The sequence below is a fragment of the Collinsella aerofaciens genome (assembly GCF_015557435.1).
In the GTDB taxonomy this organism is placed as follows: domain Bacteria; phylum Actinomycetota; class Coriobacteriia; order Coriobacteriales; family Coriobacteriaceae; genus Collinsella; species Collinsella aerofaciens_Z.
The window spans coordinates 1-26,532 of the sequence record NZ_JADNOH010000005.1 but is presented as its reverse complement, the minus strand read 5'-3'; the positions used below and the strand labels follow the sequence as shown (position 1 = coordinate 26,532).

Below are 26,532 nucleotides of genomic sequence, written 5' to 3'. Positions count from 1 at the left end.
GTCATGCCGCCGAAGTTGAAAGGCAGATTGCCGCTCTGGCGGGCTTGCAGCGTCGAGCCGTTACGCGGTTTGGTAAAACCGCGTAACTTACATGACCATAACGTAGCGCGATCCCACGTAGTACTGCTTACCCATCAGGACCGGCTCGCCATTGGGGCCCGTGAAGCCGGCACGCAGGTTGAGCAGCGGATCGTGCGGAGCAATGCCCAGCTCGGCCGCCTGCTCGGTATTGGCACGAACGGCCTCGACCGTGCGGTAGTCAACCGAGACAATCGGCGTTCCGCCAACACGCTCGACCTCGGCAAAAATCGACTTGTCCTCAAGATCGGCCGTCAACAGCTCACGGTAGGCGTCAAACGGCACAAAGATGTTCTCCTCAAAGATGGGCTCGCCGTCGGCTGTACGCACGCGCTTAATATGCAGCAGCAGCGCGTCCTTCTGCAGGCCAAAGAACTCCATCTCGTTTTGACGTGCCGGCACAATCTGGCGATCGACCACATGTGCGCCCGCCTTCATGCCATTATCGGCACACAGCGCGGTAAACGTCTGCAGCGTCGAAGCGTGGAACTGGCGGTTGATGTGCGGCGTGGAGACAAAGGTGCCACGGCCCTGCTGCTTAACCAGGTAGCCATCGGAGCACAGCTCCTCGACGGCGCGGCGCACCGTAATGCGGCTCACGTCGTACTGCTCGGCTAGCTCAAGCTCGGACGGAATACGCTCCTTGGGTGCATAAACACCTTTCTCGATCGCATCCTTGATTTCGTCGTAAATCTGCTGGTAAAGCGGTGCATTTTTGGGCGCAGGCATATCTAATCACTCTTATCGAAATATCGAAATAACTAATACGTATATAACGTCTAGTTTCATATTACCTCATAATGATAAAACGATACACCCTCCCTACCAAAAAGCGACAGCTTCATTTTGGTAAGTTTTATCTGGGCAAACGAGAGCCTCTCGAAAGCAACGGGGCTTTCGGGGGGGCTCGTTCGGATGGGTTGCGCAGGACCGGCAAAATGCCAATACCCTACTTGCCGTCGTCCTGCTGCAGACTGTCCTGTTCGCTGAGGCGCGCCTGCCTGCTGGCCATGCGTGCGGGCTTGTCGGGATCGGGAACGGCCGTGGGCATGGGCTCGTCGACATGACCACCCCACCAGCCGCCCACAAAGTTGAGCGTGTGGAACACATTGATCACGGCGCCGGGATCAACGTCGCACACCAGCTTGATAATGTCCTGACTCTCGTAGGTCGAGACAACGGTGTTCAGCAGGTACATCTTTTCGCGGCTATATCCGCCGACGACCTCGGCGCAGCTAATGCCGTGCTGAAAATGGTTTACGTAGGCAGTCATGACCTCGTCTGCCTTACGCGTCGTGATCTGCAGCGTCACGCGATCGTAGCGACGATAGAAACTGTCGATGGTCTTGGTCGAAATAAACTGGAACACGATGGAATACGCCGCCTTGTCCCAGCCAAACATAAAGCCAAAGATCGCCAGGATAAAGCAGTTGAAACCAAAGATGACGCCCCAGATGGTCTTGCCCGTGTGGTTGGAAACCCACAGCGCGATAAAGTCGGTGCCGCCGGTGGATGCGCCGGATTTAAGTGCGATGGCAGCGCCCAGACCCGAGACCACGCCGCCAAAAATGATGAGCATGATCTTGTCGCCCAAAAATGGAGCGAAGTGAAAGACGTTGAGGAACAGCGACGAGAGCACGACCTGCATCATCGAGAAGATGACGAAGCGCTTGCTAATGCCGCTCCAGCATAGGAGCGCCACGGGGATGTTGAGCGCGAGCATACCGAGCGAAATATCGATGTGAACGCCACCCAGCGAGGTAACGCGATCGAGCAGGACCGCAACGCCGGTAAGACCGCTCGGAAGCAGGTCGGCGGGCTGAATGAACGCCTGGATCAGGAATGTCTGGAGAACGGCGGAAATCGTGACCGCCACGGCAGTAATGGCGCGGCGGACGATGGTAAGGCGGCCGAGCACGAGCACGCGGTCCGTGAGCTGATCGATGGCGTTCGCCACGCGGGCTCCTTTCGAAGGCAAATCTGGTTGTGAGGCATGTCGGCGATTGTAGCACGGAGCATGCGGGGGCGCTTCAATTCACCCTCCCTCGACAACCAAAGCGGGACCAGCAACCCCACGACCAAAGGCCCAAATAACAAGTGAGTAGACTTTACGCGACCTGCAGAGCACACCCAAAACCGCCACCCCTGTGACCTGCGGTTTTACTAGAGCAGATGCGCTTTGTGCTCGTCTTGCACCAAAAAGTCTACTCACTTAGTCCGAATCGAAGCCAAACGGATCCAAATAGATGACAAATTAAGCCAATCCGCAGCAAAAGACGCGTGAATCAGTGCTTCTCGCGGCGGATTGACGCTACAAAGCGGCCAAAATGTCGGTCAGATTATCGATAACGGCATCGGCTCGCGATTGATCGAGGTTGACACCCTCGTGCGGACGCAGCGCCAGGACGCGGGCGCCGGAGCGCTTACCAGCCTCGATGCCCAAAGGCGAATCCTCGATAACCAGGCACTCGGCAGGCTCCACCCCCAGTGCCTCCATGGCACGCAGGTAGATCTCGGGGTCGGGCTTAAACGCACTGCACTCGTGACCGCTGATGGTGTAGTCCAGCACGTCGGGGATACCGGCAATCTCCACCAGCTCGTCGATCAACTCGCGATAGGACGAGCTCGCGATGGCACACTTCACGCCGCGCTCGTGCAGTACGCGCATCACCGGCTCCGTCTGCTCGTTGAGCAGCTCGGCATACGGAACGGGATGGTCCGGGCTATAGACCTGCTTGTACTCCACGCGCAGACGCTCGCGCAGCTCAACATCGTCGGGCACCAGCGCCTCCCAAATGGCCGGCTCGTTAGACCCCGAAAGATCGGGGATCTCGTCAAAGTGGAACCCCTTCTCCTCCATAAACGCCACGCGACGACGGTTGTAGAACCACTCGGTATCGACCAGCACGCCGTCCATGTCAAACAGCACTGCTTTGATCATACGCATCTCCTCCCACCTGCCAAAAAGGGACAGGTTTATTTTGGTGGGTTTTATCTGGGGTTTTGTGGCGCGACGGATACGCCCTCCCCAGAGCAAAAAAGGGGACGGGGCGCAAACCCCATCCCCTCTCAATCAACCCGTAAGGTCTACTTACTTGTGATTAGTAGGAAAGCTTCCACATGTAGCGACGCATGGTCAGCGGGTGCTGACGGGCCTCGGCGATCTGGTTGCCGTACTCGCGCATAACGGCGAGGTGCAGCAGCGGGTTGAAGTAGGTGATGACGCTCGCGGGCACGGCGTCAGCCAGGCCGTAGTCCTTGGAGTCGATCAGAGCGACCTTGGCGCCCATGCGCTCAAGGAAGGTGAGGGCGCGGGCGTCCATCGGACGGGTGGCGCCATCGGACATGAAGAAGACGTAGGGCTTACCCTCGGTGGAAACCTCGAACGGGCCGTGGAAGTACTCGCCGGTGTTGTAGGCGGCGGCGTCGATCCACTGCATCTCGGTGAACAGGAAGGCGGCGTGAGAATAAGCCATCTTCTCGGAGGCACCGGAAGCCATGAAGTAGATCATCTTGTCGTCCTTGAAGTCCTCGGCGAACTTCTTGGCGAGCTTCTTGCAGTGCTGAGCGGCGTTCTCGCAGAGATCGAAGATGTTGGTGAGGCCGGTGATCATGTCCTCGTAGTGGTCATAACCCTCGGTCTGCTGAAGGATCTCGAGAGCAAGAGCGATGGCGTAGCCGGGCTTCTCGCACTTGGCAGCGTAGTTGGCGTGGAAGCCGTGGACGATGACGTGGTCGGCGTCGACGGTCAGAGCGGAGCCAGCCTTGTTGGTGAGGGAGACGACCGGGCAGTTGTGCTTCTTGGCGGTCTTGTTGGCCTCGACGGTCTCGGGCGTGGAGCCACCGAGGGAGCAGGTGATCACGAAGGTGTGCTCGTTGACCCAGGAGGGCGTGTCGTAGTTGAACTCGTTAGCAGTGAAGATCTGAACGTTCAGCTTGTCCGTGTTGTTGGCCAGGAAGTACTTGGCGGGGTACAGGTCGGACATGGAAGCGCCGCAGCCGACGAAGGCGACGCTGTGGATCTCGTGGTTGGACAGGACGTCAGCGACGATCTGCTTAGGGAGGTTAAGGTCGATCTCGTACATCTGACACATTCCTTTCGATTTTTGCGGCGCCACATTGCCGGGCGCACGCAGGGTTACCGTGATTTGGACCGAGTCGCCGGCCCGTTGAGGATGTGACAAAGGGACTGCCCTTTGTCACGTATAGGGATGGAAGCCTGCCTGGGGTATGGGATGCCAGGCAGGCCCCGGGGGAAAGCGGTTGGACGCTTGGTCGCGACTAGGCCAGGATGCCGGCCGCGGAGAGGGCGATGCCGCCCACGATGGCGATCACGAGAAGCCAACCGGTGTTGACGTTCTTCTTGATGAGCCAGTACATAAGGCCGGTGAGGCCAAGGGAGATCATCTGGGGCATCATGCCGTCCAGGATGTCCTGGATCACAACGGTGCCGTCAGCGAACTGCAGCGGGGTGGTGGCGCCGATCAGCGTGGCGATCATGCCGCCCACGGACATAAGACCCACGATGCCGCAGACATACATGAGCTTCTCCATGAGGTCGCCGCCCTGAAGCTTGCTCAGGTACTCGTGGCCGCCCTGATAGCCCATCTTGGCTGCGAACCAAGTGATCAGCACAGCGGGGACGACGGAGATGAGCATGGCCAGGATCGGGCCCATGATGGAGCCCTGCTGAGCCAGCTGAACGCCCAGACCAAAGGCGATAACGCGGATGGTGCCCTGGAAGAAGGAGTCACCGATGCCGGAAAGCGGACCCATGAGGGAGGTCTTGACCGCGTTGATCGAATCGGGATCGAAGTTCTCGGGATCCTTGGCGTACTCCTCCTCCATGGAGGCGGCGAGGCCCAGGATGAAAGCGCTCGTCTGCGGGGTGCAGTTGTAGAACGCCATGTGACGGTGGTAAGCCTCTTTCTTGGCCTCGAGCTGCTTGGGGTCAGACTCGTCGGGATAGAGGCGGTCGAGCGTGGGAACCATGCCGTAGAGGAAGCCCATGTTCATCTGACGCTCGTAGTTCCAAGAGGCCTGGATGGCCCAGGAGCGCCAGAAGAACTGGCTGACCTTCTTGTTCAGGGACACGTCCTTGGTTGCGGTTGCCATAGTGTGTTCCTCCTTAGTCTTCGTCGTCTTCGAGCGGATCGTAGTCGGAATCGACACCGGCGGCTGCATGGGAACCGTTGAACTTGAAGCCCATGAAGACGACAGCCAGGCACACACCGATCAGAGCGACCGCGATGACGGACAGGTTGAGGTAAGCGGCGAGCAGGAAACCGATGAACAGGAACGGAGTCATACCCTTCTTGATCATCATGGTGAGCAGCAGGGCCAAGCCGTAGGCGGTCATGATCTTGGTCGAAACGTTAAGACCAGTGGACAGCCACTCGGGAACCATGTTGACGATGGTCTGGACCAGGTCGGTGCCGACAAAGACGGCGAGGAAGATCGGCAGGAAGTACATGAGAGCGTACAGACCGGAGCCGGCGCAGATGTGCATACGGTAGGCGGTCTTGAACTTTCCGTTATCGATCGCGTTATCTGCCACATGGGTGAGGGCGGCGATGATGGAACGGAACACGATGCCGAGGAGCTGACCCAGGACGGCGACCGGGATGGCGATCGTCATGGCGGTCTCGGCGGAAGCATCGGTCAGGCACGCAAAGGCAGCGGCCACGATGCCGCCCAGGACCATATCGGGCGGAACGGCGGCGCCGACTTGCACCAGGCCCATGGACACGAGCTCGACGGCGGCACCGACGGCAAGGCCGGTGGGCACATCGCCCAGCAGCAGACCGACGAGCGTAGCGCCAACGAGGGGCTGCTCGAAGTTAAGACGACCGAGCAGGCGGGAGTCCCACATGCAGAACACGCCGACGAGGCCGACGAGCACCGCACTGATGAACGTATTCATACCCTTCTCCTTTCAGTCAGGCAAAAGCCTGGTTGATTACAGCTTGGCGTCGATGTCGACGCTCTGATACGTGGGGGTCTGCTGGACGTAGAGCTTGATGCCCATGTCGAGCAGCTGGTTGATATCGGCCTTCTGGGTGGCATCGAGGAAGACGGAGCTGTCCTTGCCGCCGACCTGATCGGCACCGTCGTGGTTGGCGGTGGCGCCCAGGTTGATGGCGTCGAGCTTGTAGCCCTGGCAGAACTGCAGCATCTCGGCAGTGTTGCCAAAGACGAACATAACGCGCTCGCCGAGGGTGTTGAGCTTGTCCATCTTGGCGAGGGCACGCTCGACGGTGAAGACGTTCAGGCGCACGCCCTGGGGCTTGGCCAGCTTAAGAGCACCCTTCTTGATGTCATCGTTGGCGGCAGCGTTGTCGACGACGATGATGCGCTCGGCCTGAACCTTGGTGGTCCAGGTAAAGACGACCTGGCCGTGCAGCAGACGGTAGTCAAGACGTGCGAGGACGATCTTGGCGGGACCGGAGCTGTGACGGGGCGCCTTAGCCTTCTTGGCGGGAGCCGCGGCAGCCTCGACCGGTGCGTTGGGGTTGGTCAGACCGGTGCGGGCCTCGTTGATGAGGGCCGCGAGCTCGGCGCCCTTGACGGGGACGGGGCTCATAGCGAGCGTCAGTGCCAGCGGAATGTTGAAACCGCTGACAACCGTGAACTTCGTGCCGTTCTTGGAAAGCTCGACCATGCTGTTGTTGACCGAGCTGCCGAGCATATCGGTCAGCACATAGACGGTGTCGTCCGCGTTGAACGTGGCGATCATGGCGTCCACCTTGTTGGTGATGGGCTCCTTGTCGTCGCGAGCAAGCGACACGACGTGGACGTTCGACACGTCGCCGAGAACCATCTCGAGCGTGTCTTTGGCGCCTGCGGCCAGGCCGCCATGAGATGCGAGAATGATCTGATTCATCTTGCCTCTTCCTTTTCATTATGGTCATTATAACGTCTTAAACGTTGCTTATATTGCTAATTAGTATAAAGACCGTTCGCGGGTGAAAATCGACCGTTGACGGGTTTAACGTACTCGAAACGTTTGGCTAGGTAGGCCGGCGCTAGCTGGATAACCCCAGGTCAGACCCTGCGCGCAATCCCCTATCGCACGAAGTACCAGGGGCTTTCCTGTACGGTGGGTTCCAGCGCAATGCCGGTGCGTTCCTTAAACAGATCCATGTCCTGAGATTTTTCGGTCCACCACGCGTTGGGCTTAAAGGTCATGCTCTCAATGACATGACCGACAAACACACTGTTGCGCAGCTTGGAGAAGTCGGTGTTCATAATCAGGATGGACGCGAGCACCAGCACGATGCCCAGGACTTTAATCGCGCCGGCGGGCTCGGCGTAGACACCAATGCCCACCAGTACGGTGACGACCGTCTCGAATGACATTACGACGGGAACTTTCGACGTCTCGAGCCCCATGGACAGACCCTGCATATATAAGACATAGGCCACGGCTGTAGGGATGAGTCCAAAACCAAAGAACAGCAGCAGCAGCTGTGGCGACATTGCCGCGGCGACATCTGGCCACGGAGCCGCGATAGCCGCCATAACCGCACCGCCAAAAACAAGGCCCCAAAACGTGACAGCCAGCGGGTGGACCGTCTTGGTTGCTATCCGGCTAAACACCGCGAGCGACGCGCCACAAAAGCCCGCGATCACGCCCGACGTGACGCCCCAAACCGAAAAATGGAAACCGGAAAGGTCGCCATTGGTCACTGCAAGTACACAGCCACCGATATTAAAAGCGATGGCAACGAGCTTGTTGGGAGTCACATCCTCGCGATAAAGCACGCGGCCGAGCATGACGCCAAACACCGGCGAGGTGTAGAGCAGCACCGAGGCCGTGGACATGCCCACCTCGCCCATGCACTCGTAATAAAGCGTGTTAGCGGTGGCGAGGCCGATAATGCCAAGAAGCGCACAGGGAACAAGCTCTTTAGGACTTGCCTTGAACAGTGCCAGGGGACCCGATGCTTTTCCCTCACGATCGCCTCCCTGGCAACCCATGAACGCCAAGACCGGAGCCATTAAGACGGCACCCGACAACAGGCGAAAGGCCGCCATGCTCTGAGACGAAACGCCCATGGCCGAGATGCCGTTTACAAAGATTCCGATGCTGCCCCACATAAGCGCGGCGATCAGCACCAGCACATAGCCCAGATTGCTTTTCTTCAACGCAGCCTCCTCGGTATTGTTTCCAATATGTTTCATACTACGTTATAGTCGTTATATACATTTTTCAAGACACAAATCGGCGAGCGGAAAAATCTGCTCTACCGCTACAACCCATTGGTGCAAGGGGGTCAGGTTCATATGCGCCAACTTGGTGTAAAGTAACCTGTCCCCAATGACTAGGACTGTCCCCAAGTGTCGAACGTCTCCAAGTGCCGCATCTGGGCCAAGGCGACGCCGATGCTTTGGCAACGCCAGCGAAAACCCACCTGAGCGAGCAAGGTGCCTTTCAGCTTCAGCGGCATTGACCTTCTGGTCATGCCGCTGAAGCTGAAAGGCAGATTGCCGCTCAGGTGGGTTTGCAGCGTCGAGCCGTTACGGCGTTTGGTAAAACGCCGTAACTAATAATCCAGCTTCCACATGTAGCGGCGCGTCATGTAGTCCTTGTGAGTAACGGCAGAGAGTGCACGCATATACACGTTGTTGAGGATCGGGGCAAAGATCAGGTGGTTGAAGTACTCGCTCACGCTGTCCTTGATGTCGTTGAGGCCGAGCTCCTTGGCGTCAAGCTGATAGACGCGCTCGCCACCGTACTGGTTGACGAAGCGGATGCCGCGCTCGTCGTTGCAGCGGCTGCGGCCGACGCTGATGAGCTGGAACAGCGAGGTACGCTTGTCCAGGATCTCGAAGGGACCGTGGAAGAAGTCGCAGGTGTTGATGGTGCAGGAGTCAATCTGCAGCATCTCCTGCACGTTGCAGATGCTAAAGACGTAGGCGGCACCAAAGAGCGGACCCTGAGCCATGACGTTGATGCAGGGCTTGTCGGCGTTCTGCTCGGCCCACTTGGCAGCAAGCGGACGGGTGTACTCGACGGCCTTGCGATAGATGGGGTCGACCAAGTCGAACGCGGCCATAGCGGTCTCGTGCTCGGCATAGCCCTCGGTCTGCTGCGTAAGCTCCATGGCGATCATGGTCACGACGGCGGAGTTGGTGCGGCCCATGCAGGACTCGTCGACGGCCAAGCTGTCGTACTGGATCTTGTAGTCGCAGACCTCGGTGAGGCCGGACTCGTCAACATAGATGGCGATGGTGCTGGCGCCGTGGTCCTTGGCGACCTGGGCGGCGACGATGGTCTCCTTGGTGCCGCGCATGGACACGACGACGGCCAGGGTGTTCTCGTTGACGTAGGCCGGGGTTGCGTGCACGAATTCGTTGCTGGTGTAGCTGGAGCTCACGACCTGCGTGGCCTCGTGCTCCATAAAGTATTGAGCAGGGTAGTTGCCGCCATTGGATCCGCCGGCGCCAATCCACACGACGCGCTTGATACCGCCCTTGTCTGCCTTGTCAGCCAAAACCTGGGAGACGACATCCTTAACCTGTTCCTGAGTAGTCATCGTGCATCAGCCTTTCTTCTCGTTTGATGCTCTCGATGGCATACAAGTTACATACATGTTTTGGTTATGTCGACTAGTTGTATGCTATATTTGTCTTAGAAATTTTGCTGGTAAGGTTTTCGATTGTTCGTTACCAGCAGTTTTGTTCTTGTATTGAATACATGCTTGCTTAGTTAGGCATACAAGTTAGATATAGGTTGGCAATATGAGCGTCTCATCTAAAAAGAAACTGGCCCAATACGAGCGCTTGGCGGGCATGCTGCGCGACCGCATCGCCACCGGCACCTACGCACGCGGAGACAAGCTGCCGTCCGAGATGGAGCTCATGGACGAATCGGGGCTGTCGCGCAGCACCGTGCGCCACGCCCTTAAGGTGCTCGTTGATGAGGGCCTGGTGCGCACCGAGCGCGGGCGTGGCGCCTTTGTGGCCGACACGCCCGCGCTCCACGAGAACAACCTGGTGTTTTCGAGCTATACCAAGCAGGTCGAAGGCCAGGGCATGAAGCCCACCACGCGCACCGTGGACTCGGGCTTTGCCAAGGCGGCCGGCAGCATAGCTAAGTTCTTTGACGCCGCCGTGGGCAGCAAGCTCGTCAAACTTGTCCGCCTGCGCTACCTGGACGACGCGCCGCTGTGCCTGGAGACCACCTACCTGCCGCCAAGCTTCGAGACGCTCATCGATCGCGATATTAACGGTTCGCTCTACGCCACGCTGCGACAGGAGTTCCATCGCGCGCCGGCACAGGGACATAAGACCTTTGAGGTGTGCTACGCCTCGCAAAACGAGGCGTTTTTGCTCAACGTTGAGCGCGGGCAGGCGCTGATCCTGATCACCGACTACGTCTACGACACCGACGGCCGCCCGCTCCACGTCTCCAAGCGCATCCAGCGCACCGACCGCGCCAAATACACCGAGCCCATCGGCTAACCTGCCAAAATAAACCTGTCCCTAAATGGTAGGTTTGGGGAGGTCGGGGAACCAGGTTGGTTTGGGTTGGTTGGGTGTGCGCTCAGCCAGGACCAGCTCCATCCAGCACATGTCGTACCAGCGGCCGAACTTTTGGGCGCAGCGGTCGAAGGCGCCCACCAGGCGATATCCCATATGGGCATGGAAATCCTGACTGTTGTGCGTCAGATACTCGTCGTCCTTATCGTGCGGCACGGCAATGAGCGCGCACATGTTGGTGATGCCCATCGCGACCAGGCATTGCTTGAGCGCGTCGTGCAGTTTGCGACCCAGCCCGCCATGGCGCACATCGCGTGCCAGGTAGATCGACGTCTCGACCGACCAGTCGTATGCCTCGCGGCTGTTGAGCTGACTCACATAGGCATAGCCTACCGGACGCCCGTCCAACTCCATCACCAAATACGGATAGCGCTTGAGCGTACGCTCGATGCGCCCGGCGAACTCCTCAACGCTCGGCACCTCGTATTCGCAGGTAATCGCCGTCTCGCGCACATACGGCTCGTAAATGGCAAGCAACTCCGGCGCATCATCGGGCGTCGCCAGGCGAATCGTCGGCTCGGACATCTCGGTCATACAACCCTTCTCCCCCAAAAGCAAAGGCCGCCCTGCGCCAAGCTCAGGCGTAGGGCGGCCCCTTGTCATTACATCAGGCTACAGGACAGCCGCCAACGCGTCGATATCCTCCTGCGTCGTGGCCCAGCTGGTGCAAAAGCGCACCACCGTATGAGTATCGTCGTACTTTTCCCAGTACTCGATCGCCGCATGCTCGCGAATGCGGGCCATATCCTCGTTGGGCAGAATCACGAACTGCTGGTTCGTGGGCGTCTCCAAGAAGAACTGGTAGCCGCGCTCGTGCAGCACACGACGCAGCGCCCGAGCGGTCTCAATCGCCTGGCGACCAATCTCAAAATACAGGCCATCGGTAAAGAGCGCCTCAAACTGGACGCCCGTCAGGCGGCCCTTGGCCAACAGCGCGCCGTGCTGCTTAATGCGCGGAATAGGATGCGCCGGGGCGTGCATGCCACAGAACACCACAGCCTCGCCGCAAAGCGCACCACACTTGGTGCCGCCGATGTAGAACACGTCACACAGCTGCGCCAGCTCGGGCAGGGTAATGTCGCACTCATCGGCCGCCAGCGCATAGGCCAGGCGGGCGCCATCCACAAACAGCGGAATCTCGCGCTTCTGGCACACTGCGTGAATCGCCGCGAGCTCGGCCTTGGAGTACAGCGTGCCGTACTCGGTCGATAGGCTCACGTACACGGCACCCGGAAACACCGTGTGCTCGTAGCTCTCGTTTTCGTAGAACACCTGGATATAGTTCTCGAGGTCCTCGGCGTGCATCTTGCCCTCGTAGCCGGGGATGGTGAGCACCTTGTGGCCGCCAAACTCGATGGCGCCCGCCTCGTGGCAAGCGACGTGGCCAGTCTCGGCAGCAACGACGCCCTCGTACGGCGCAAGCAGCATGTCGATCACCGTCGCGTTAGCCTGCGTGCCGCCCACCAGGAAAAACACGTCGGCGTCAGGCGCCTGGCAGGCCTCGCGAATAAGTTGCTTGGCACGCTCGGTATGCGCATCGGTACCGTAGCCGGGCTGCGGCTCCATATTGGTGTCGACGAGCGCCTGCAGCACTGCCGGGTGTGCGCCGTGGGAATAATCGTTGTTGAACGCGAGCATGGCAATCCTCTCTTACCGGGTATCGGCCAGATGATTCAAACGGAGCTATTGTACGCCGTTGGGATAGGCAATGCGCGCGGCGAGACACTCAAGCGCCAGCACCAGGGCAAAGCCGCAGCTCACGTCGCTCAAAAAGTGTGCGCCGATCACGATGCGGCCAAACGCGACGAGCGCCGCGACCACAGCTGCCGCCCAAAAGATCACGCGGCGACGCGAAGGTTTTTCCTTAAAAGCCGCCGCGGGAAGCCCGGCGAGCATAAGGCCGATCGCCGCATGCGCCGTGTGTCCGCTCGCAAACGACTTGAACCCGTCCTTGATCACGCCGGCGGCGATATAGGTCCACTTGTCGGGATTGCCGATCACCCACCACGGCTGAAACTCGAGCCCCTGCGTCACCTCGATCACGCGCATGCGCGGGCGCGACCACAGCGGCTTGACGATCACGTTGAGGATAATGGCCTGAGCGACCCACACGGCAAGCACCATCAACGCCCAGCGCGTGAGCTCATCGGGCTCGGTCGTGCGCGTGAGGCGATAGATGATAAGGTTGGCAGCGATGACCAGCACAAACGTCAGCACCAGCTGAACGGCAATGAGCTTACCGCTAACCCGCAGGGACGAAACGATCTCGTAGCCGGCCAGGCCAACGTTGATCAGAACGCCCAGCACGGCGAGCCATTTGCTCCCCCTGGAGTCGGGACGCACCGCGCGTACGAGCATAACGCCCGCGACGCTCGCCGTCAGCTCGAACGGCAGCTCGCCGGCGGCCTCGATAAAGCGGCCGTACATGCTGCCGACGTTGAACAGCGCGCTCGAGATCTGATAATCGAAGAAACTGCCCACGCCCAGACAAAGGCACAGGACAACCGCGATAATGGCGACATCTTTCTTATAGATGTATCCGAACATGCTTTCCTTTCGGTCGGGCGAAGGGTCGACCCGCAACGTGGTGGGGCAAAGATAGCTTTGTCCCATAAATACCCTTACAGGTTGAGCATAAGTGAGCGAAAACGTTCCATTTGTGGCAAGGTGGCCCGAAGGAGGAGGGAAGCGTACTTGCGTACGCGACCGACGAGTGAGGGTCAGATTGCCCAAATGGAGCGTTTGCAGCGTCGACCCGTTAGTCGTCGTCGCTGGCACCCAGTTGTTGCAGCAGCATGAGTGCCGCGGCCACGGGGCCGGTGCCGTCGTTGGCGTCGAGACCGCGACCCAGGCCGCTGCCCGCACCGGCGCCTGCCTTGTAGGGTACCGACAGCTTGCGGCTCTTGGGGAAGTTCACCGCGCCATAGCGGGTCTTAAGCTCAAAGGCCACCTTCTTGGGCACGTCAACGCCCAAAAACGTGATGCGGCCGCCACTGAGCGTGACGCTCTCGAGCCCCAGGCGCTCGCCGCGAATGCGGATTCGTGCGCGATTGAACAGGTTGAGTCCCGCCAGCGGCAGCTCGCCATGCGCAGCCTCGGTCTCCTCCTGCACCTCATCGATGCTCTCTAGGTCCTCGGCCGCTGCGAGCTTACGGTACACGAGCACGCGCTGATCCACCGCCGGCAGGTACTCCTCGGACAAGAAGTAGTCGGCCGGCAGGTTAATACCCACGCTCGCCGCCTCCACGCCGGCGTCGTCATCGCCGCGCGCCTCAGCCACGGCCTGGCCCAGCATCTGCGTAAACAGGTCAAAGCCCACGCTCGACAGGTTGCCGTGCTGCTCGGCTCCCATAAGCGAGCCGGCACCGCGAATCTCCAGGTCGCGCATGGCGATGCGCATGCCGCTGCCCAGGTCCTGGAACTCGGAAAGTGCGGTCAGGCGCGCCGTCGCCTCCTCGGTGAGCGGCAGCTCGCCCGGGAACATAAAGTACGCGTAGGCCTGCGTGGCAGAGCGGCCCACACGGCCCTTGAGCTGGTAGAGCTGTGCCAGACCCAGGCGCTGCGAGTCCTCGATGATGAGCGTGTTGGCGGTCGCGTTGTCGATGCCGCTCTCCACGATGGTCGTGGCGATGAGCACGTCGATCTTTTTGGTCGCGAACTCGATCATCACATCCTCGACCTCGCGCGGGCTCATCTTGCCGTGCGCTACGCCCACGCGCGCCTCGGGCGCGGCCTCGTGCACGCGCGCCACGGCGTCGTCGATGGTCTTGACGCGGTTGGACACGTAGTACACCTGACCGCCGCGACCCACCTCCAGGCGAATCGCCGCGCTCACCACGTCGGGGTCGTACTCTCCCACGTGCACGATTACGGGGCGGCGCCCGGTCGGCGGCGTCGTGATCAGGCTCATGTCGCGCACGCCGCTCGTGGCCATCTGCATGGTTCGCGGAATCGGCGTTGCCGAAAGCGTGAGCACGTCAATCTGCTCGCGCAGGTTCTTGAGCTGCTCCTTGTGCTGCACGCCAAAGCGCTGCTCCTCGTCAATGATCACCAGGCCCAGGTTCTTGGGGTTCACATCGGCCGAAAGCAGACGATGCGTGCCGATGAGCACATCAATCGTGCCCTCGGCAAACGCCTTGAGCGCGCGCTTCTGCTGCGCCGGGGTGCGGAAGCGGCTGAGCACTTCGACCTCGAGGCCAAACGGGGCAAAGCGCTCAAAGAACGTCTCGTAGTGCTGCTGGGCCAGAATGGTCGTGGGGCAGAGCACCATGACTTGGCGGCCGGAGTCCACGCACTTAAACGCCGCGCGCAGGGCAACCTCGGTCTTGCCGAAACCCACGTCGCCGCACAGCAGGCGATCCATGGGCTTGGGCGCCTCCATGTCGGCCTTGATGTCGGCGATGGCCTCCAGCTGGTCGCGCGTCTCGTCGTAAGGGAAGCTCTGCTCCATCTCGATCTGCTCGGGCGTGTCGGGCGGGCAGGCGATACCGGTAATCGACGAGCGGCGCGTATACAGATCGACCAAGTCAAACGCCAGCTTTTTGGCGTTCTTGCGCGCCTTGTTGGTGGCACGCGTCCAGTCGGCGGTGTTGAGCCTGGTCAGGCGCGGCTTGTCGCCGTCAGGACCGACGTATCGCGTGATGCGGTCGACCTGCTCCAACGGCACGTAGAGCTTGTCACCGTCGGCATATTCCAGCAAAAAGTAGTCGCGTTCCTTGCCGCCCACTTCCTGGCGCGCAATCTCGCTAAAGAGCGCGATGCCGTGGGTGGCATGCACCACGTAGTCGCCCGGCTTAAACGGGAACGTGATCTGCGTAATGTCAACCTTGCGGCGGCTGCGCGCGCGGTTGGCATCCATGCGGGCATTGAGGTCGGCGATCGAGAACACGGCCAGGTTGGCATCGGGCACCACCACGCCCTGCGGCAGAGCGGCATCGACAAAGGTCACGCGTCCGCGCGAGATAGTAGGCACGGCGGCGCCGGCGGCTGCCTGGGCGGCACCTGCCTCGAGCGAGCGGGCGTTGAGCGCATCGGCCTTGCGCTCGCGAATGGAAGCGTGGGCCTCCTGGCGGGCGGTGCGATCGGCAGAATCCGCCGCTGCCACGCGCACGCGGTCGCCGATAGCGCCGACATTTTCGGGCGCCGCGGTCAGCGACTCCTCAAAGGTAATGCCCTCGTCGCCAAAGGTGAGCTCCATCGACTCGCGCGCACCGCGGTCGGGAATGGCAAACACGCAGGCGTAGCGCTTGCCCACGACTTCCTGAATGCGCGTCATAAAGCGATTGTCCGAGCCCGCAATGGCCGGCTGCTCAATCTTGAGCTCCGCCGTCACCGCGCCGCCGGCACGGATCAGGCTCACGTAGTTCAGGCGCTGCTGGGCACCAAAATCGAGCTGCTGGGCACGTACATACAGGCCATCCAGCCGGTCAATCCCTGCCTCGCCAGCACGCGCCTCGATATCCTCGTAGGCACGCAGGCAATCGTCGAACAGCGAGCGCGGCTCGGACAGCACCACGAGCGCCTTGCCGCTCACGTGCGCCAGCGGGCTCACGGTCTGGCCGTACATTACCGGCAAAAAGCGGTCGAGCTCGGGTGTAACGATGCGCGCATCCACCATCTCGAGCAATGCGGCCAGCTTGCTGTCGTCCTGGCTGGCGCGATAGAGCGCCACATGCATGTTGTGGACGGCCTCGTCGGTAAGCGCCAGCTCACGGCAGGGGAAGATCTCGATACTGTCCTCGTTACCGATGGTCTGCCCCGTGGAGCTCACCATGCGGCGTATGCGATCGATCTCGTCGCCAAAGAACTCAATGCGCACGGGCGCTTTTTCCTGCGCGGGAAACACCTCGACGGTGTCGCCGTGCACGCGAAACAGACCGGGCGCGTCGGCGGCGCCGGCATTGGTGTAGCCCATGCCCACTAGGCGCTGCGGCACCTCATCAAAAGGAATCTCCTCGCCCACCGCAAAGGTCGTGGACTCCCAATAGCGGCTCTCGACCGGCGGCACGCAGCGCAGCAGCGCGCGGGCCGAGGCAACCATGATGCAGTTGTCCCCGCGCACGATGCGCCCCAGAGCCTCGCAGCGCTGCGCCACCACGGCATCGTCGGGCGCCTGCTCGCGCCACGGATAGTCCTTGCGCTCGGGAAAACGGCACACGTGCGCCAGCCCCACGTAGGCGGCAAGGCTGCGCGCGGCGCGATCGGCCGCATCCTCGCCACTCACAATGTAGACCGTCGGGCGCGGACGGCGCGCAAACTGGGCGGCCGCCATAAGCGTGCGGCCCGACTGCGACACGGCCAGCGTCACGTCCTCGCCGGCATCGAGTCCGGCCTCGACGGTCTGCAGCGCCTCGGCAGTGTAGAGCTGCGCGGCTATACGGTGAATGAGCATGCTGTTCCTCCGGCATCGCAACGCCAAAAGCCCGCCGGGGCAAGCTCGGCGGGTCGTACGTCAAATACATTGTCTGTCATGGTAGCGCATGGAGAGGACTCCGGCTCAAGGGCAAACCCAGCCCCGCAAAAAACGCCAGACGAAAATGCGTTCCGCCCTACCCCGCTACGCGCACGCTGGGGCACAAATCTGCCAGCGGACACTCGTCACACTTGGGTTTGCGGGCATCACAGATCTCGCGACCGAAGGTGATCCACTGATGGTTGACCGACTCCCAATACTCGTGCGGCAAAATCTTGAGCAAATCCTGCTCGGTCTTGAGCGGCTCCTTGGCATGCGTCTTGGGACTCAGCATCAGGCGGTGCGCAATGCGGTTGACGTGCGTGTCCACCGCAATGCCCTCCACGATGCCATACCCCACGTTGAGCACGATGTTCGCCGTCTTGCGTCCCACGCCCGGCAGCTTCACGAGTTCCTTCATGTCGGCCGGCACCTCGCCGCCATAGTCGGCGACGATCATCTGCGCGGCCTCGACGGCATGCTTGGCTTTGCTCTTGTAGAAGCCGAGTGACTTGATGGTGCCCGCCACGTCAGCCACGCTCGCCCCGGCCATGGCCTCGGGCGTGGGCCACTGGGCAAACAGCTTCGGCGTCACCTTGTTGACCTGCGCGTCGGTCGTTTGCGCCGAGAGCAGCACCGCAATCAGCAGGCGGAAGGGATTCTCGTGGTCCAAAAAGCACTCGACCGGGCCATAGCGACGGTTGAGGCGCTCACACACCTCAACGGCGCGCTCTCGTTTGGCGGCATTGGTCTCGCGTGGCATAACGACTCCTCGGCTCAACGGCACAATAAACTTATGGACACAATTGTCCCACGTCCGAGACGCTTACGCCTCCAAGAATGCGCCGGTCTGACGGCTCCACAGGCTCGCATACTCGCCACCCGCCTCGACGAGCTGCGCATGCGTGCCGTCCTCGACGATCTCGCCATCGGCCAGCACCACAATGCGGTCGAGCGCCGCCACGGTGGACAGGCGGTGCGCCACCACAATGGAGGTGCGTCCACGCATCAGGTTTTCGAGCGCCTCCTGCACCAGCGCCTCGGACTCGCTGTCGAGAGCAGAGGTCGCCTCGTCGAGCACTAGAATCGGCGCGTCGGTTAGGATGGCACGGGCGATGGCCACGCGCTGACGCTGGCCGCCCGAGAGCTTGACGCCGCGCTCGCCCACCATGGTGTCAAAGCCACGAGGCAAGCGGTCGATAAACTCCAGGGCGTTGGCCAGGCGCGCGGCCTCGCGAATCTGCTCATCAGTGGCGTCGGGACGACCGTAGGCAATGTTTTCGCGAATGGAGCGGTGGAACAGCAGCGCCTCCTGCGGCACGTAGGCAACCTGGCGGCGCAGGCTCTGCTGCGTGCAGCGCGAGACGTCCTGGCCGTCCACGAGCACGCGGCCGCCCTGTACATCGTCCAGGCGCAACAACAGCTTGGTGAGCGTCGTCTTGCCCGAGCCCGATTTGCCCACCAGGCCCACGCGCTGGCCCGCCGCCACATGAAGTGTCAGGTCATCGAACACGCTCTCGCCCGCCGCAGCGTCACGGTACGCAAAGCTCAGCTGCTCAAAATCAATCGCGCCCTCGGTCACTTTGAGCTCGGGGGCGTCCGGGTCATCTGCCACCAAACGTGGCTCGTCCAGCACGCGCGTCATCTCGGCCGCATCGCCGAGCGCGCGGTTGATGCGCTGCATCATGGAGCTTACGTAGTTCAGGCGCATGGTGAGGTTATAGGTGTAGGTAAAGATCATGACGAGCGAGCCGGCCGAGATGCCAAACCACGCGTTGCCGCCCGCCACGAATACGCTCACCACGGCCATGGTGATGACGATAAGACCCGAGGTCGTAAAGTTGCGCTGCATCATGGCGTGCATCGAGACCGTCTCGGCATCGCGCGCGGCACGATCAGCGGCGTCGAACAGATCACGTTCAAAGTCCTCGCGCCCGCAGGTCTTGACGGCCAAGATGTTCGTGACCGCGTCGGAGAGCACGCCCGAGAGCTTGTTCTGCGCGGCGGACGTCGCGGCCGAAAGCGGCATGATGCGCTTGTACATAAGCCAGACAAACGCGATGTAGACGGCCATGATGCACACCAGGATCACGGTAAACGTCGGCACCACCGGGGCGAGCGCCGCCACCGTGCAGATGACCGAGGTGATGGTGGGGACGAGCGAATACACCGTCACGTCGACCAGACCCGTGTAGCCGCTCATAAAACGGCTCGTCTGGCTCACGAGCGATCCGCCAAAGCGGCTGGTGTGAAATGTCATGGATTGATTGGAGAGCGTGTCGAAGCACAGGCGCGCCAGGTGATAGTTGCCCGCAATCTCGAGCTTGTAGACGGTGTAGTCCTGCAGCTTGGAGAGGATTTGGCCCACCAGGTTAACGAGTACGAGCGCCAGGATATAGGGGCCGAAGACCTCAAACACCTGATCACCCGCCACGGGACCGGCTTGAACGCGGTCGACAATGAGGGCCATCACATAGGTATTGGCAAACGTCAGCAAAAAGATGTAGCCCGCCGACGAGAACACCGAGAGAAAGACAATCAGCGGCTGCGTGCGCGTGACACCCCAAAACCGCTGCAGCGTGCGGCGCACGGTGGAGCGTTTCAGCGGACTGGTGTTTCTCTGAGACATGGGCTTCCTTTCGCGTCTGATAGGGCGAAACGCCATTGTTGCACACTAAAGCGCACTTCAGGCAAGCGCGATGTGAAAGGCAGCGGGGTGCCCGCGTTTGCGCCGGTGCCCCGCTGCCTTGTTGCAATTAGTCCTCGTCTTCTTGGTCTGTGGAAAGGCCCGCGGGCGTGAGTCCCAAGATCTCATCGGCTTGGTCGGCGTCTTCCAGCGCGTCGATATCCTTGAGTTTGCGCTCCATGACGTTGGTGCGCGTGGTGATAATGCCCTCGACCGTTTTACCCGCGGTCTCGATCTGCTGCTGGGCGCGGCGCAGCGCCTTTTGATAGCGCGGCAGCTCGGCCTTGACGGCGGAGAGCACTCGCAGTACATCGTCGGTGCGTTTTTGCAGCCTAAACGTCTGGTAGCTCATCTGCAGGCTGTTGAGAATGGCCGCCATGGTGCTGGGGCCGGCAACGTTGACGTGATAGTCGCGGCCCAGGGTCTCGATAAGCCCGGAGCGGCTGACGACCTCGGCGTACAGCCCTTCAAACGGCACGAACATGATGCCAAAGTTGGTCGTTGCCGGCACACTCAGGTACTTTTCGCAAATATCCTTTGCCTCGCGCTTGACCATGGTGTCGAGCGTCTTGCGCGCAGCCGCCACGGTCTCCGCATCGCCCGACTCCTGCGCGTCGAGCAAGTGCTCGTACGCGTCGCCCGGGAATTTGGAGTCGATCGGCAGCAGCACGGGATCGCCCTCGTCCACCGGCAGCTTGACGGCAAACTCAACGCGCTCCGAGGCGCCGGGCTTGGTGGCGACGTTTTCCAGATACTGGTCGGGCGTAAGGATGTCCGCCAGAATTGCACCCAGCTGCACCTCGCCCAAAATGCCACGCGCCTTCACGTTGCCCAGCACGCGCTTAAGGTCGCCCACGCCGGTGGCGATGGACTGCATGTCGCCCAGGCCCTTGTACACGGCCTCGAGCTGGTCGCTCACCTGCTTAAACGATGCCGACAGTCGGTCGTTGAGCGTGCGGGAGAGCTTCTCGTCCACCGTCGCACGCATTTGATCGAGCTGCACGTTGTTGTCTTTGCGGATGGCGCCCAGCTGAGCATCGACCGTTTCGCGCACCTTGTCCAGGCGATGCTCGATACCCTCGCGGTTGGCACCGAGCTGTTGGGCCGTCTCGCGGCGCAGGTCATCCATCCGGTCACCAGCTTGCGAAAACTCACGTGCGATGGTCAGGTAACGTTGCTGCTCCACGGCCGCATCTGTCGTCTGCTGCTGCGCGATGGCATTGGCCGTGCGGCGAGTTTCGGCCAGCGCGACGTTCAGGGCATCGAGCGCGTTGTTGGCCTGCTCGAGTGCTGCCAGCGTTTCCGCGCTACTGTCGCCACGCTCCCGCAACTCGGCACGCAGGCTCTTGAGCTGGAGGGCGCAAGCCACAGCAACCCCCACCGCCACCAAGGCGATCACAACAAGCACAATATCAATAGCAGACATAAACTCCGCCCAACAAACCCAATCGAGCACCAATCAAAACCGCGATCAATCTTACCCCGCCATACGCACCGGGCGCCCGGCCCCTTCTTGGGCGCCCCTCTCCTCCGCATATTCCATAATGCGGCGCGCCGTCTCCCTGCTCACCTTTGAGTCATCACCGGCTAAATATGCGTACACGTTTCCCTTATTCAGATTCAAATCGCGGCAGAGACCGTAGCGCGTTACACCCGATTCCTCTAGCGCTCCCAACGTTCTTTTTCGCATCAGGGCGTTGATTCTTCTGTCCGCCACTGGCTTTTCCTTCACCGCTCTATACGCACGCCAAACGTTGGCATAACGATTAGGAAGTTTGTCCTCGGCGCATAGAGATGCCAGGCTACCCGTTTGGGCGTACAAGGACAAAACGCCTCGGTAACCCTCTTCCATCCACGAACCCTCGGATAAGCCCAGAACGTATTCGGCTTTACCCTGTGCCAAAGCGAGCAAAAACAGGGGCTCCGCCACGCGCGGCGCAACCGTCGTCGCTTGCTTAACCAGTTTTCTAAAACTGAGCGACTGCTGTCCGGATAGCTCTCGGCAATAGCCTTTTAAGAATCCCTCAAAGGTCAGATTCAACCGAGCACCTCCTTTTTGTATTGCCTGTATGCACAGACCATCTCTTGATAACTCCGCTCCGAAGGCGACGACGCCAGATCCTCCAAGGATGTCGTTAAGTACCTTAACATGGCATTTTCTATTATTATTCATCATCAATAATACTATTCAGTCGCATGACAGGATTCCCAGGATGCGAGGATTCTACTCATGGCGATAATCCCTACACCCCAGAAGTCCTAACGTGACAAACGCTAACTCTCCCAGCCGGCGCGAATGGTTGCTACGACATCGCCTAGGCGCTGGCCCAGGGCCGCTAGATGCTGGAGCACCTCATTGGGCGAGGCACCGTTGAGAATGCACGTGAGGGCATATGAGGCCAAGAAGATTGCCGCAAGTCCTAGCGGAATGAGCACGATCATCGCCAATGTGCGCAGGCGCTGGCCCACGCGGCGACGACGCGCACGACGCTTGTCGAACGCGAGCTCCTGCGCATATGAATCTTGCTGTACGGAATAGGCCTCTGGTGCCGATTCGCACCCGGGCACGGCTGCAGGTACAGCAGCGGGCACGACGTTTTGCACGGGCGCCTGGTTGGCAACCCCTTGCATTTGCATCTCTATAAGCCGCCGCTGCTGCCGCAGCATACGCTCGGCTTGTTGCTGTGGGGTCTCAAGAAACAGGTCCATGTTGGCCTCCAAAATCGGAGCGTTCGACGCTTACGACCAGCATCCCGCACCGCCATGACCGCGACAACGCAATCGCCGGCAATAGCCACAAAGTTTCTTTTGCTCAAAAGCTGTCGAAAAGCTCAACAACTCCCCTACCAGCACTTTCTCTGAGCTTTTTTCGCCAGCAATCTTTTGGCCTTCCACCCTTACGCCAACTGACCAAAATCTAACCAAAAGCTTGACGAAAATTGTGGAGACCGGGACCCCACACAAAAAGTGCCGCCCCAAAGGGCGGCACACAAACTTATTATCAGCTTTTCTGTAACGAGCACGCGACGACTCAACGCCGGAGCGCAGGGCGGGAAACCTTTGCCTCGCGCGACCCTGCGAAGCCGTGAGCGAGAGGGAAAGGTTTCCCCGCCCTGCGCTCCGTGGTCGGTGAGGACAGACTACATGCCTGCGAGACCTCGGGCGGCGGTGGCGCACATAAACGCCAAGGCTAGAATCACGAGCGAGCCCGCGATGTCTGCCAGCACGCCCATTGCACGGCGTTCAAACAACCAGCTCTCAAAGTGCGGGGCGACGTTGCGCCAAACACGCCACAGCAAGATGCCCATACCGATGACGCCCGGGATATTGAGCAGTAGGATCTCGGAGCACAAAAGACCGATCAGGTTACCGGCGGCAAAGCCCGCATCACCCTCGCAGTATTTGCGGTAGACCATATACAGCATGTACGCCACAAACGGCTGCAAGCACGCAGAAATAAACGAGACCACCATCGAGGGGTCCTGCGAAAAGACCTCGGTGAGTTTATCGACACTCGTGGCGTCCTTCGAAGCCAAGAATAAACCGATAACCACAAGGGGCACCACGCCCAAAATTACCTCGACCAGAGTAAACAACTTGGCAGTCAAATCCTCACTAGCCGAATTCAAATGAGGCGCCCACTCAGGATGAGCATGCGCGCCGACTTTCTTGTCCTTCTCGGCACGATCGGCCTTTTTACCCTCGGCAACCCGATGACCAGGATCCTTGCGAGTTCCCGCCGCAGCAACCCGAGCTCGAGACTTCTTGCCCATAAAAACACCCCATCAGGTAGTAGATAAACTAAAAGTCGCTACCCAGTGTACCCCCTAAACAACGGCGCCGCCCCAACCCGGAGCAAGCCCCGTCAACCAAATGGCCGCAACCCAATCCCTATACAAAACGTGCCGCCCAAAAGGGGCGGCACACAAACTTCTAATCAGCTTTTCTGTAGCGAGCACGCGACGACCCAAAGCGGGCCGGGAGGGCGGGATTACCTTCCCTCAACGCGACCCTGCGGAGCCGTGAGCGGGGAGGGAAGGTAATCCCGCCCTCCCGGCCCAGCTCATGCCAGCACCAAGCGCTAGTAGTTCACCACCTGCTCCTCAAAGTACGCCTTGGGGTGGTTACACACCGGGCACACCTCGGGCGCCTCAGCACCAACGTGCAGGTGCCCGCAGTTCAGGCACTTCCACACCTTTACGCCCTCACGCTCAAACACCTCGCCCGACTCGATGCGCTCGACGAGTTTGTTGTAGCGCTCCTCGTGGGCCTTCTCGACGGCGGCGACGCCACGGAACTTCTCGGCGATCTCGGCAAAGCCCTCCTCCTCGGCGGTCTTGGCGAACTCGTCGTACATCGTGGTCCACTCGTAGTTCTCGCCCGCGGCGGCGTCGCGCAGGTTGTCCAGAGTGCCCGGAACGGCGCCGTCGTGCAGATACTTAAACCACAGCTTGGCGTGCTCGGACTCGTTGCCCGCCGTCTCGGCAAAGATATTCGAGATCTGAACGTAGCCATCCTTCTTGGCCTTAGATGCGTAGTAGCGATACTTGGTGTGTGCCTGGGACTCACCGGCAAAAGCGGTCTCGAGGTTCTTCTTGGTTTGGGAATTCTCAAAATCCATAGGTGTACTTCCCTTCAACACGTGCCGCCCATAGGCTTTGAGCGACCTTGTCTTTAGGATGCCCTCAAGCCGCGAATTTAAACCTTACAATCCTGTTCTTCAGATTTGCGTAGACTACACGCTCAGCCAGCGATCGCCCTCAACCCGACAAAATCCCTCGCGCTCCAGATCGGCAAGGATACCCGCGACAAGTTCGCATTCAACCGGTTTACGTCCCGCCGCCGCCTCCATTTCGTTGACGCCCGCCACGGCCTCGGCAAGTGTTATCCCCGCCGGCTGTCCACCGCGCGCCGCCAGCAGCATGCGCACGATGTGGGCGCGCTTTTGGCGGCGCGAGCCCTCAAACTTGGACTGACGGCTATAGCCAGCCGAGCGCCTGGACGGATTGGGAAGTGTCTTCTTAAGATACGCGCCGTAATCCAGCAGCGCGTAATACCACGCGCGCGGCGTGTCGGCATCGTCGAGCGGCGCGGCAAAGGGGGCAATCTCGTCCACAGCCGTGCCGGGAGCCGCCGGGCAGGCAGCCTGAATGAGCGGTACCAGCTCGCGATCGGGAACAGCCGGCACATCGGGGAAGAAGTGGTGCAGAAAGACCGTTCGTACGTTGGTCTCTAGGTACACGCCCGGAAGATCGAACGCAAACGATCGGATGCCCTGCGCCGTCGCGGGGCCAATACCGGGCAGGGCGACCAGGTCGCGCGTCTCACGCGGAAACTCCCCACCCCAGTCTTCCACAACACACTGAGCGGCCCTGTGAAGCGCCAGAGCGCGTCGGTTGTAGCCCATACCCTGCCAGGCATCCAAAACATCCGAGGGCGCGGCCTGTGCGAGCGCCTGCACGGTCGGAAAACGATCGAGCCATGTGGGCATGCGCGTCTCCACGCGCGGCACCTGCGTTTGCTGCAACATAACCTCGGAGAGCCAAATGATGTAGGGGTCGCGCGTGCGGCGCCACGGAAGGTCGCGATAACGCAGGACCCCTTCCGCACGAATCATCGAACGAAAGGGGTCCTGAATCATAGCTATGCTCCTTATGCGGCGCTATTCCTCCCGGCAAGCGCACGTACAGGTGGCGTACTCGGGAAACGCATCGCGATCGGCGAATTTGGGATCGACGGCCGGGAACTGGCGGCGAGCGACGATATCGCCCAACGAAACGGAATCGAGGTAATCGCGCATCAACGCCTGAGCTCCGGCCCACAGGGGATGATAGCAGCACGTGCCCATACGCGCACAGTCTCCGTCGGGGGCCGTGCAATCGTTCATAACCATGGGGCCCTGAACGGCTTCTACGACCTGACGGATAGTAACGTCGTCCGGGCTGACCTTAAGGCGCATACCGCCGTGGACTCCACGCAGGCTCTCCACAATACCGGCCTGGACCAAGCCGTGCTGGATCGAGCGAGCAAACGAATACGGCACATTGACCTCTTCGGCAGCGGTGCGAACAGAAAGCAAACGCTCCGGCTCCTCGGCAAGCATCGCCAACATGCGCAGGGCATAATCAGTCTTCCTCGATATGTCCATTTTCCCCTTTCAAGGAATACGAACAGCTCGAACGAGCTCCGGGGCCGAGCTTGTGTCGAGACACCAATGACCGCTATGACATCCAAATGGTAAATCGGATATCCACTGAATGCCGCGCTTGGAGCGAAATGCATCAGATACGGCCTACAGTGCAGTTTAGTATAACCTAACCCCCTGTCTCGTTGAACGGGTGTTGCGCAACAAACCTCTTGTTTAAACAGATATACTTATTTGCTTTTACTTGCGCCCTCGAGGGCGTGGGGATTCCGATCAAAGAAGCGTCAGAGTGATCATTCCGACACAGTGGCCTATTAAACGCAAAAAGCCACGTCCGAAGACGTGGCTTTAATTGCGTTGGCGGGAAGTACGGGGCTCGAACCCGCGACCTCCGACGTGACAGGCCGGCGCTCTAACCAAACTGAGCTAACTCCCCAGGCAGTCGTTCGCGTTTGTTTCCGCTCGCGTGCGCTGCGGGGATTAGTATACACAGAAGTCTGTCCGGTGCGCAACAACTTTTTTGAAAAAATTTTTGGGCCTGTCCGGGAGGGTCTCCGGGGCCGGCTGGCGCGGGTTAAGTTTGCTGCTCTACAGTCCTGCGCAAGACGGAAAGCACATTAAGTGCTT

23 protein-coding genes and 1 tRNA gene are annotated in these 26,532 nt (G+C 60.3%); 1 reads left to right on the top strand and 23 read right to left on the bottom strand.

The features are described 5' to 3' along the window. Positions 1-87 precede the first annotated feature (87 nt). The 9 genes from I2G43_RS00540 to I2G43_RS00500 all read right to left on the bottom strand — a co-directional run bounded on the left by I2G43_RS00540 (position 88) and on the right by I2G43_RS00500 (position 9,617). On the bottom strand, positions 88-807 hold the full coding sequence (locus tag I2G43_RS00540) for a GntR family transcriptional regulator (protein WP_195534673.1): 720 nt from the start codon (positions 805-807) through the stop codon (positions 88-90). 220 nt (positions 808-1,027) lie between these two features. Then, entirely contained in the window at positions 1,028-2,035 is a 1,008-nt protein-coding gene (locus I2G43_RS00535; RefSeq protein ID WP_040359122.1) for a YitT family protein, read from the bottom strand. A gap of 354 nt (positions 2,036-2,389) precedes the next feature. Next, positions 2,390-3,019: an HAD family hydrolase gene (locus tag I2G43_RS00530; RefSeq protein ID WP_195534672.1), complete on the bottom strand. Its 630-nt coding sequence runs from the start codon at positions 3,017-3,019 to the stop codon at positions 2,390-2,392. A 160-nt stretch (positions 3,020-3,179) separates the two neighbouring features. After that, entirely contained in the window at positions 3,180-4,163 is a 984-nt protein-coding gene (locus tag I2G43_RS00525) for an SIS domain-containing protein (protein ID WP_226790479.1), read from the bottom strand. A gap of 196 nt (positions 4,164-4,359) precedes the next feature. After that, positions 4,360-5,193 (bottom strand): PTS system mannose/fructose/sorbose family transporter subunit IID, encoded by an 834-nt coding sequence (locus tag I2G43_RS00520; protein ID WP_195534671.1) that lies wholly within the window; start codon positions 5,191-5,193, stop codon positions 4,360-4,362. Between the two features lie 13 nt (positions 5,194-5,206). Further along, positions 5,207-6,001, bottom strand: a complete 795-nt coding sequence (locus tag I2G43_RS00515; protein ID WP_195534670.1) for a PTS mannose/fructose/sorbose/N-acetylgalactosamine transporter subunit IIC — start codon at positions 5,999-6,001, stop codon at positions 5,207-5,209. 36 nt (positions 6,002-6,037) lie between these two features. Continuing rightward, positions 6,038-6,961, bottom strand: a complete 924-nt coding sequence (locus I2G43_RS00510; RefSeq protein WP_195534669.1) for a PTS mannose/fructose/sorbose transporter subunit IIAB — start codon at positions 6,959-6,961, stop codon at positions 6,038-6,040. 182 nt (positions 6,962-7,143) lie between these two features. After that, a complete protein-coding gene (locus I2G43_RS00505; RefSeq protein ID WP_195361569.1) occupies positions 7,144-8,226 on the bottom strand; it encodes a DMT family transporter in 1,083 nt (360 codons plus the stop codon). Positions 8,227-8,624: 398 nt separating this feature from the next. Beyond that, positions 8,625-9,617 carry an SIS domain-containing protein gene (locus tag I2G43_RS00500; RefSeq protein WP_195534668.1) on the bottom strand — a complete coding sequence of 331 codons (993 nt, stop codon included), beginning with the start codon at positions 9,615-9,617 and terminating at the stop codon, positions 8,625-8,627. 205 nt (positions 9,618-9,822) lie between these two features. Between I2G43_RS00500 and I2G43_RS00495 the strand changes: the two genes are divergently transcribed. Continuing rightward, the gene (locus tag I2G43_RS00495) at positions 9,823-10,545 is read left to right on the top strand and encodes a GntR family transcriptional regulator (RefSeq protein WP_195534667.1); all 723 of its coding nucleotides are present in this window, start codon (positions 9,823-9,825) and stop codon (positions 10,543-10,545) included. Positions 10,546-10,566: 21 nt separating this feature from the next. On the opposite strand, the gene I2G43_RS00490 is transcribed toward I2G43_RS00495, so the two are convergent. The 14 genes from I2G43_RS00490 to I2G43_RS00425 form a co-directional block, all read right to left on the bottom strand. After that, complete coding sequence (locus tag I2G43_RS00490; RefSeq protein WP_195534666.1) at positions 10,567-11,157, bottom strand: GNAT family N-acetyltransferase; 591 nt, start codon at positions 11,155-11,157, stop codon at positions 10,567-10,569. Between the two features lie 78 nt (positions 11,158-11,235). Then, positions 11,236-12,261, bottom strand: coding sequence for a threonine aldolase family protein (locus tag I2G43_RS00485; RefSeq protein WP_195534665.1), 1,026 nt, complete (start codon positions 12,259-12,261; stop codon positions 11,236-11,238). 45 nt (positions 12,262-12,306) lie between these two features. Further along, positions 12,307-13,170: a phosphatase PAP2 family protein gene (locus I2G43_RS00480; protein ID WP_195534664.1), complete on the bottom strand. Its 864-nt coding sequence runs from the start codon at positions 13,168-13,170 to the stop codon at positions 12,307-12,309. 211 nt (positions 13,171-13,381) lie between these two features. After that, positions 13,382-17,014, bottom strand: a complete 3,633-nt coding sequence (gene mfd / locus I2G43_RS00475) for a transcription-repair coupling factor (RefSeq protein WP_138113887.1) — start codon at positions 17,012-17,014, stop codon at positions 13,382-13,384. Between the two features lie 157 nt (positions 17,015-17,171). Further along, positions 17,172-17,837, bottom strand: a complete 666-nt coding sequence (gene nth / locus I2G43_RS00470; RefSeq protein WP_138113885.1) for an endonuclease III — start codon at positions 17,835-17,837, stop codon at positions 17,172-17,174. Between the two features lie 63 nt (positions 17,838-17,900). After that, complete coding sequence (locus I2G43_RS00465) at positions 17,901-19,703, bottom strand: ABC transporter ATP-binding protein (RefSeq protein WP_138113883.1); 1,803 nt, start codon at positions 19,701-19,703, stop codon at positions 17,901-17,903. Between the two features lie 127 nt (positions 19,704-19,830). Next, a complete protein-coding gene (gene rmuC, locus I2G43_RS00460; RefSeq protein WP_022095168.1) occupies positions 19,831-21,186 on the bottom strand; it encodes a DNA recombination protein RmuC in 1,356 nt (451 codons plus the stop codon). 51 nt (positions 21,187-21,237) lie between these two features. Beyond that, the gene (locus I2G43_RS00455) at positions 21,238-21,801 is read right to left on the bottom strand and encodes a hypothetical protein (RefSeq protein WP_022095169.1); all 564 of its coding nucleotides are present in this window, start codon (positions 21,799-21,801) and stop codon (positions 21,238-21,240) included. Between the two features lie 233 nt (positions 21,802-22,034). Then, a complete protein-coding gene (locus I2G43_RS00450) occupies positions 22,035-22,469 on the bottom strand; it encodes a hypothetical protein (protein ID WP_138113881.1) in 435 nt (144 codons plus the stop codon). Between the two features lie 431 nt (positions 22,470-22,900). Beyond that, positions 22,901-23,533: a hypothetical protein gene (locus I2G43_RS00445; protein WP_006235151.1), complete on the bottom strand. Its 633-nt coding sequence runs from the start codon at positions 23,531-23,533 to the stop codon at positions 22,901-22,903. Between the two features lie 308 nt (positions 23,534-23,841). Continuing rightward, on the bottom strand, positions 23,842-24,381 hold the full coding sequence (gene rbr, locus I2G43_RS00440) for a rubrerythrin (RefSeq protein WP_006235152.1): 540 nt from the start codon (positions 24,379-24,381) through the stop codon (positions 23,842-23,844). A 114-nt stretch (positions 24,382-24,495) separates the two neighbouring features. Then, positions 24,496-25,401, bottom strand: a complete 906-nt coding sequence (locus tag I2G43_RS00435) for an adenine glycosylase (RefSeq protein ID WP_195534663.1) — start codon at positions 25,399-25,401, stop codon at positions 24,496-24,498. Positions 25,402-25,422: 21 nt separating this feature from the next. After that, the gene (locus tag I2G43_RS00430; RefSeq protein ID WP_195534662.1) at positions 25,423-25,908 is read right to left on the bottom strand and encodes an RrF2 family transcriptional regulator; all 486 of its coding nucleotides are present in this window, start codon (positions 25,906-25,908) and stop codon (positions 25,423-25,425) included. Between the two features lie 355 nt (positions 25,909-26,263). Continuing rightward, a tRNA-Asp gene (locus tag I2G43_RS00425) sits at positions 26,264-26,341 on the bottom strand. Positions 26,342-26,532: the final 191 nt, after the last annotated feature.

Bases quoted from the DNA above. Each gene is read 5' to 3' on its own strand.
- I2G43_RS00525 (WP_226790479.1), bottom strand. From the start codon at position 4,163: ATGTACGAGATCGACCTTAACCTCCCTAAGCAGATCGTCGCTGACGTC.
- I2G43_RS00540 (WP_195534673.1), bottom strand. From the start codon at position 807: ATGCCTGCGCCCAAAAATGCACCGCTTTACCAGCAGATTTACGACGAA.
- I2G43_RS00510 (WP_195534669.1), bottom strand. From the start codon at position 6,961: ATGAATCAGATCATTCTCGCATCTCATGGCGGCCTGGCCGCAGGCGCC.
- rbr (WP_006235152.1), bottom strand. From the start codon at position 24,381: ATGGATTTTGAGAATTCCCAAACCAAGAAGAACCTCGAGACCGCTTTT.
- I2G43_RS00480 (WP_195534664.1), bottom strand. From the start codon at position 13,170: ATGTTCGGATACATCTATAAGAAAGATGTCGCCATTATCGCGGTTGTC.
- nth (WP_138113885.1), bottom strand. From the start codon at position 17,837: ATGCCACGCGAGACCAATGCCGCCAAACGAGAGCGCGCCGTTGAGGTG.
- mfd (WP_138113887.1), bottom strand. From the start codon at position 17,014: ATGCTCATTCACCGTATAGCCGCGCAGCTCTACACTGCCGAGGCGCTG.
- I2G43_RS00530 (WP_195534672.1), bottom strand. From the start codon at position 3,019: ATGATCAAAGCAGTGCTGTTTGACATGGACGGCGTGCTGGTCGATACC.
- I2G43_RS00445 (WP_006235151.1), bottom strand. From the start codon at position 23,533: ATGGGCAAGAAGTCTCGAGCTCGGGTTGCTGCGGCGGGAACTCGCAAG.
- I2G43_RS00465 (WP_138113883.1), bottom strand. From the start codon at position 19,703: ATGTCTCAGAGAAACACCAGTCCGCTGAAACGCTCCACCGTGCGCCGC.
- I2G43_RS00520 (WP_195534671.1), bottom strand. From the start codon at position 5,193: ATGGCAACCGCAACCAAGGACGTGTCCCTGAACAAGAAGGTCAGCCAG.
- I2G43_RS00515 (WP_195534670.1), bottom strand. From the start codon at position 6,001: ATGAATACGTTCATCAGTGCGGTGCTCGTCGGCCTCGTCGGCGTGTTC.
- I2G43_RS00490 (WP_195534666.1), bottom strand. From the start codon at position 11,157: ATGACCGAGATGTCCGAGCCGACGATTCGCCTGGCGACGCCCGATGAT.
- I2G43_RS00500 (WP_195534668.1), bottom strand. From the start codon at position 9,617: ATGACTACTCAGGAACAGGTTAAGGATGTCGTCTCCCAGGTTTTGGCT.
- I2G43_RS00485 (WP_195534665.1), bottom strand. From the start codon at position 12,261: ATGCTCGCGTTCAACAACGATTATTCCCACGGCGCACACCCGGCAGTG.
- I2G43_RS00495 (WP_195534667.1), top strand. From the start codon at position 9,823: ATGAGCGTCTCATCTAAAAAGAAACTGGCCCAATACGAGCGCTTGGCG.
- I2G43_RS00450 (WP_138113881.1), bottom strand. From the start codon at position 22,469: ATGGACCTGTTTCTTGAGACCCCACAGCAACAAGCCGAGCGTATGCTG.
- I2G43_RS00435 (WP_195534663.1), bottom strand. From the start codon at position 25,401: ATGATTCAGGACCCCTTTCGTTCGATGATTCGTGCGGAAGGGGTCCTG.
- rmuC (WP_022095168.1), bottom strand. From the start codon at position 21,186: ATGTCTGCTATTGATATTGTGCTTGTTGTGATCGCCTTGGTGGCGGTG.
- I2G43_RS00430 (WP_195534662.1), bottom strand. From the start codon at position 25,908: ATGGACATATCGAGGAAGACTGATTATGCCCTGCGCATGTTGGCGATG.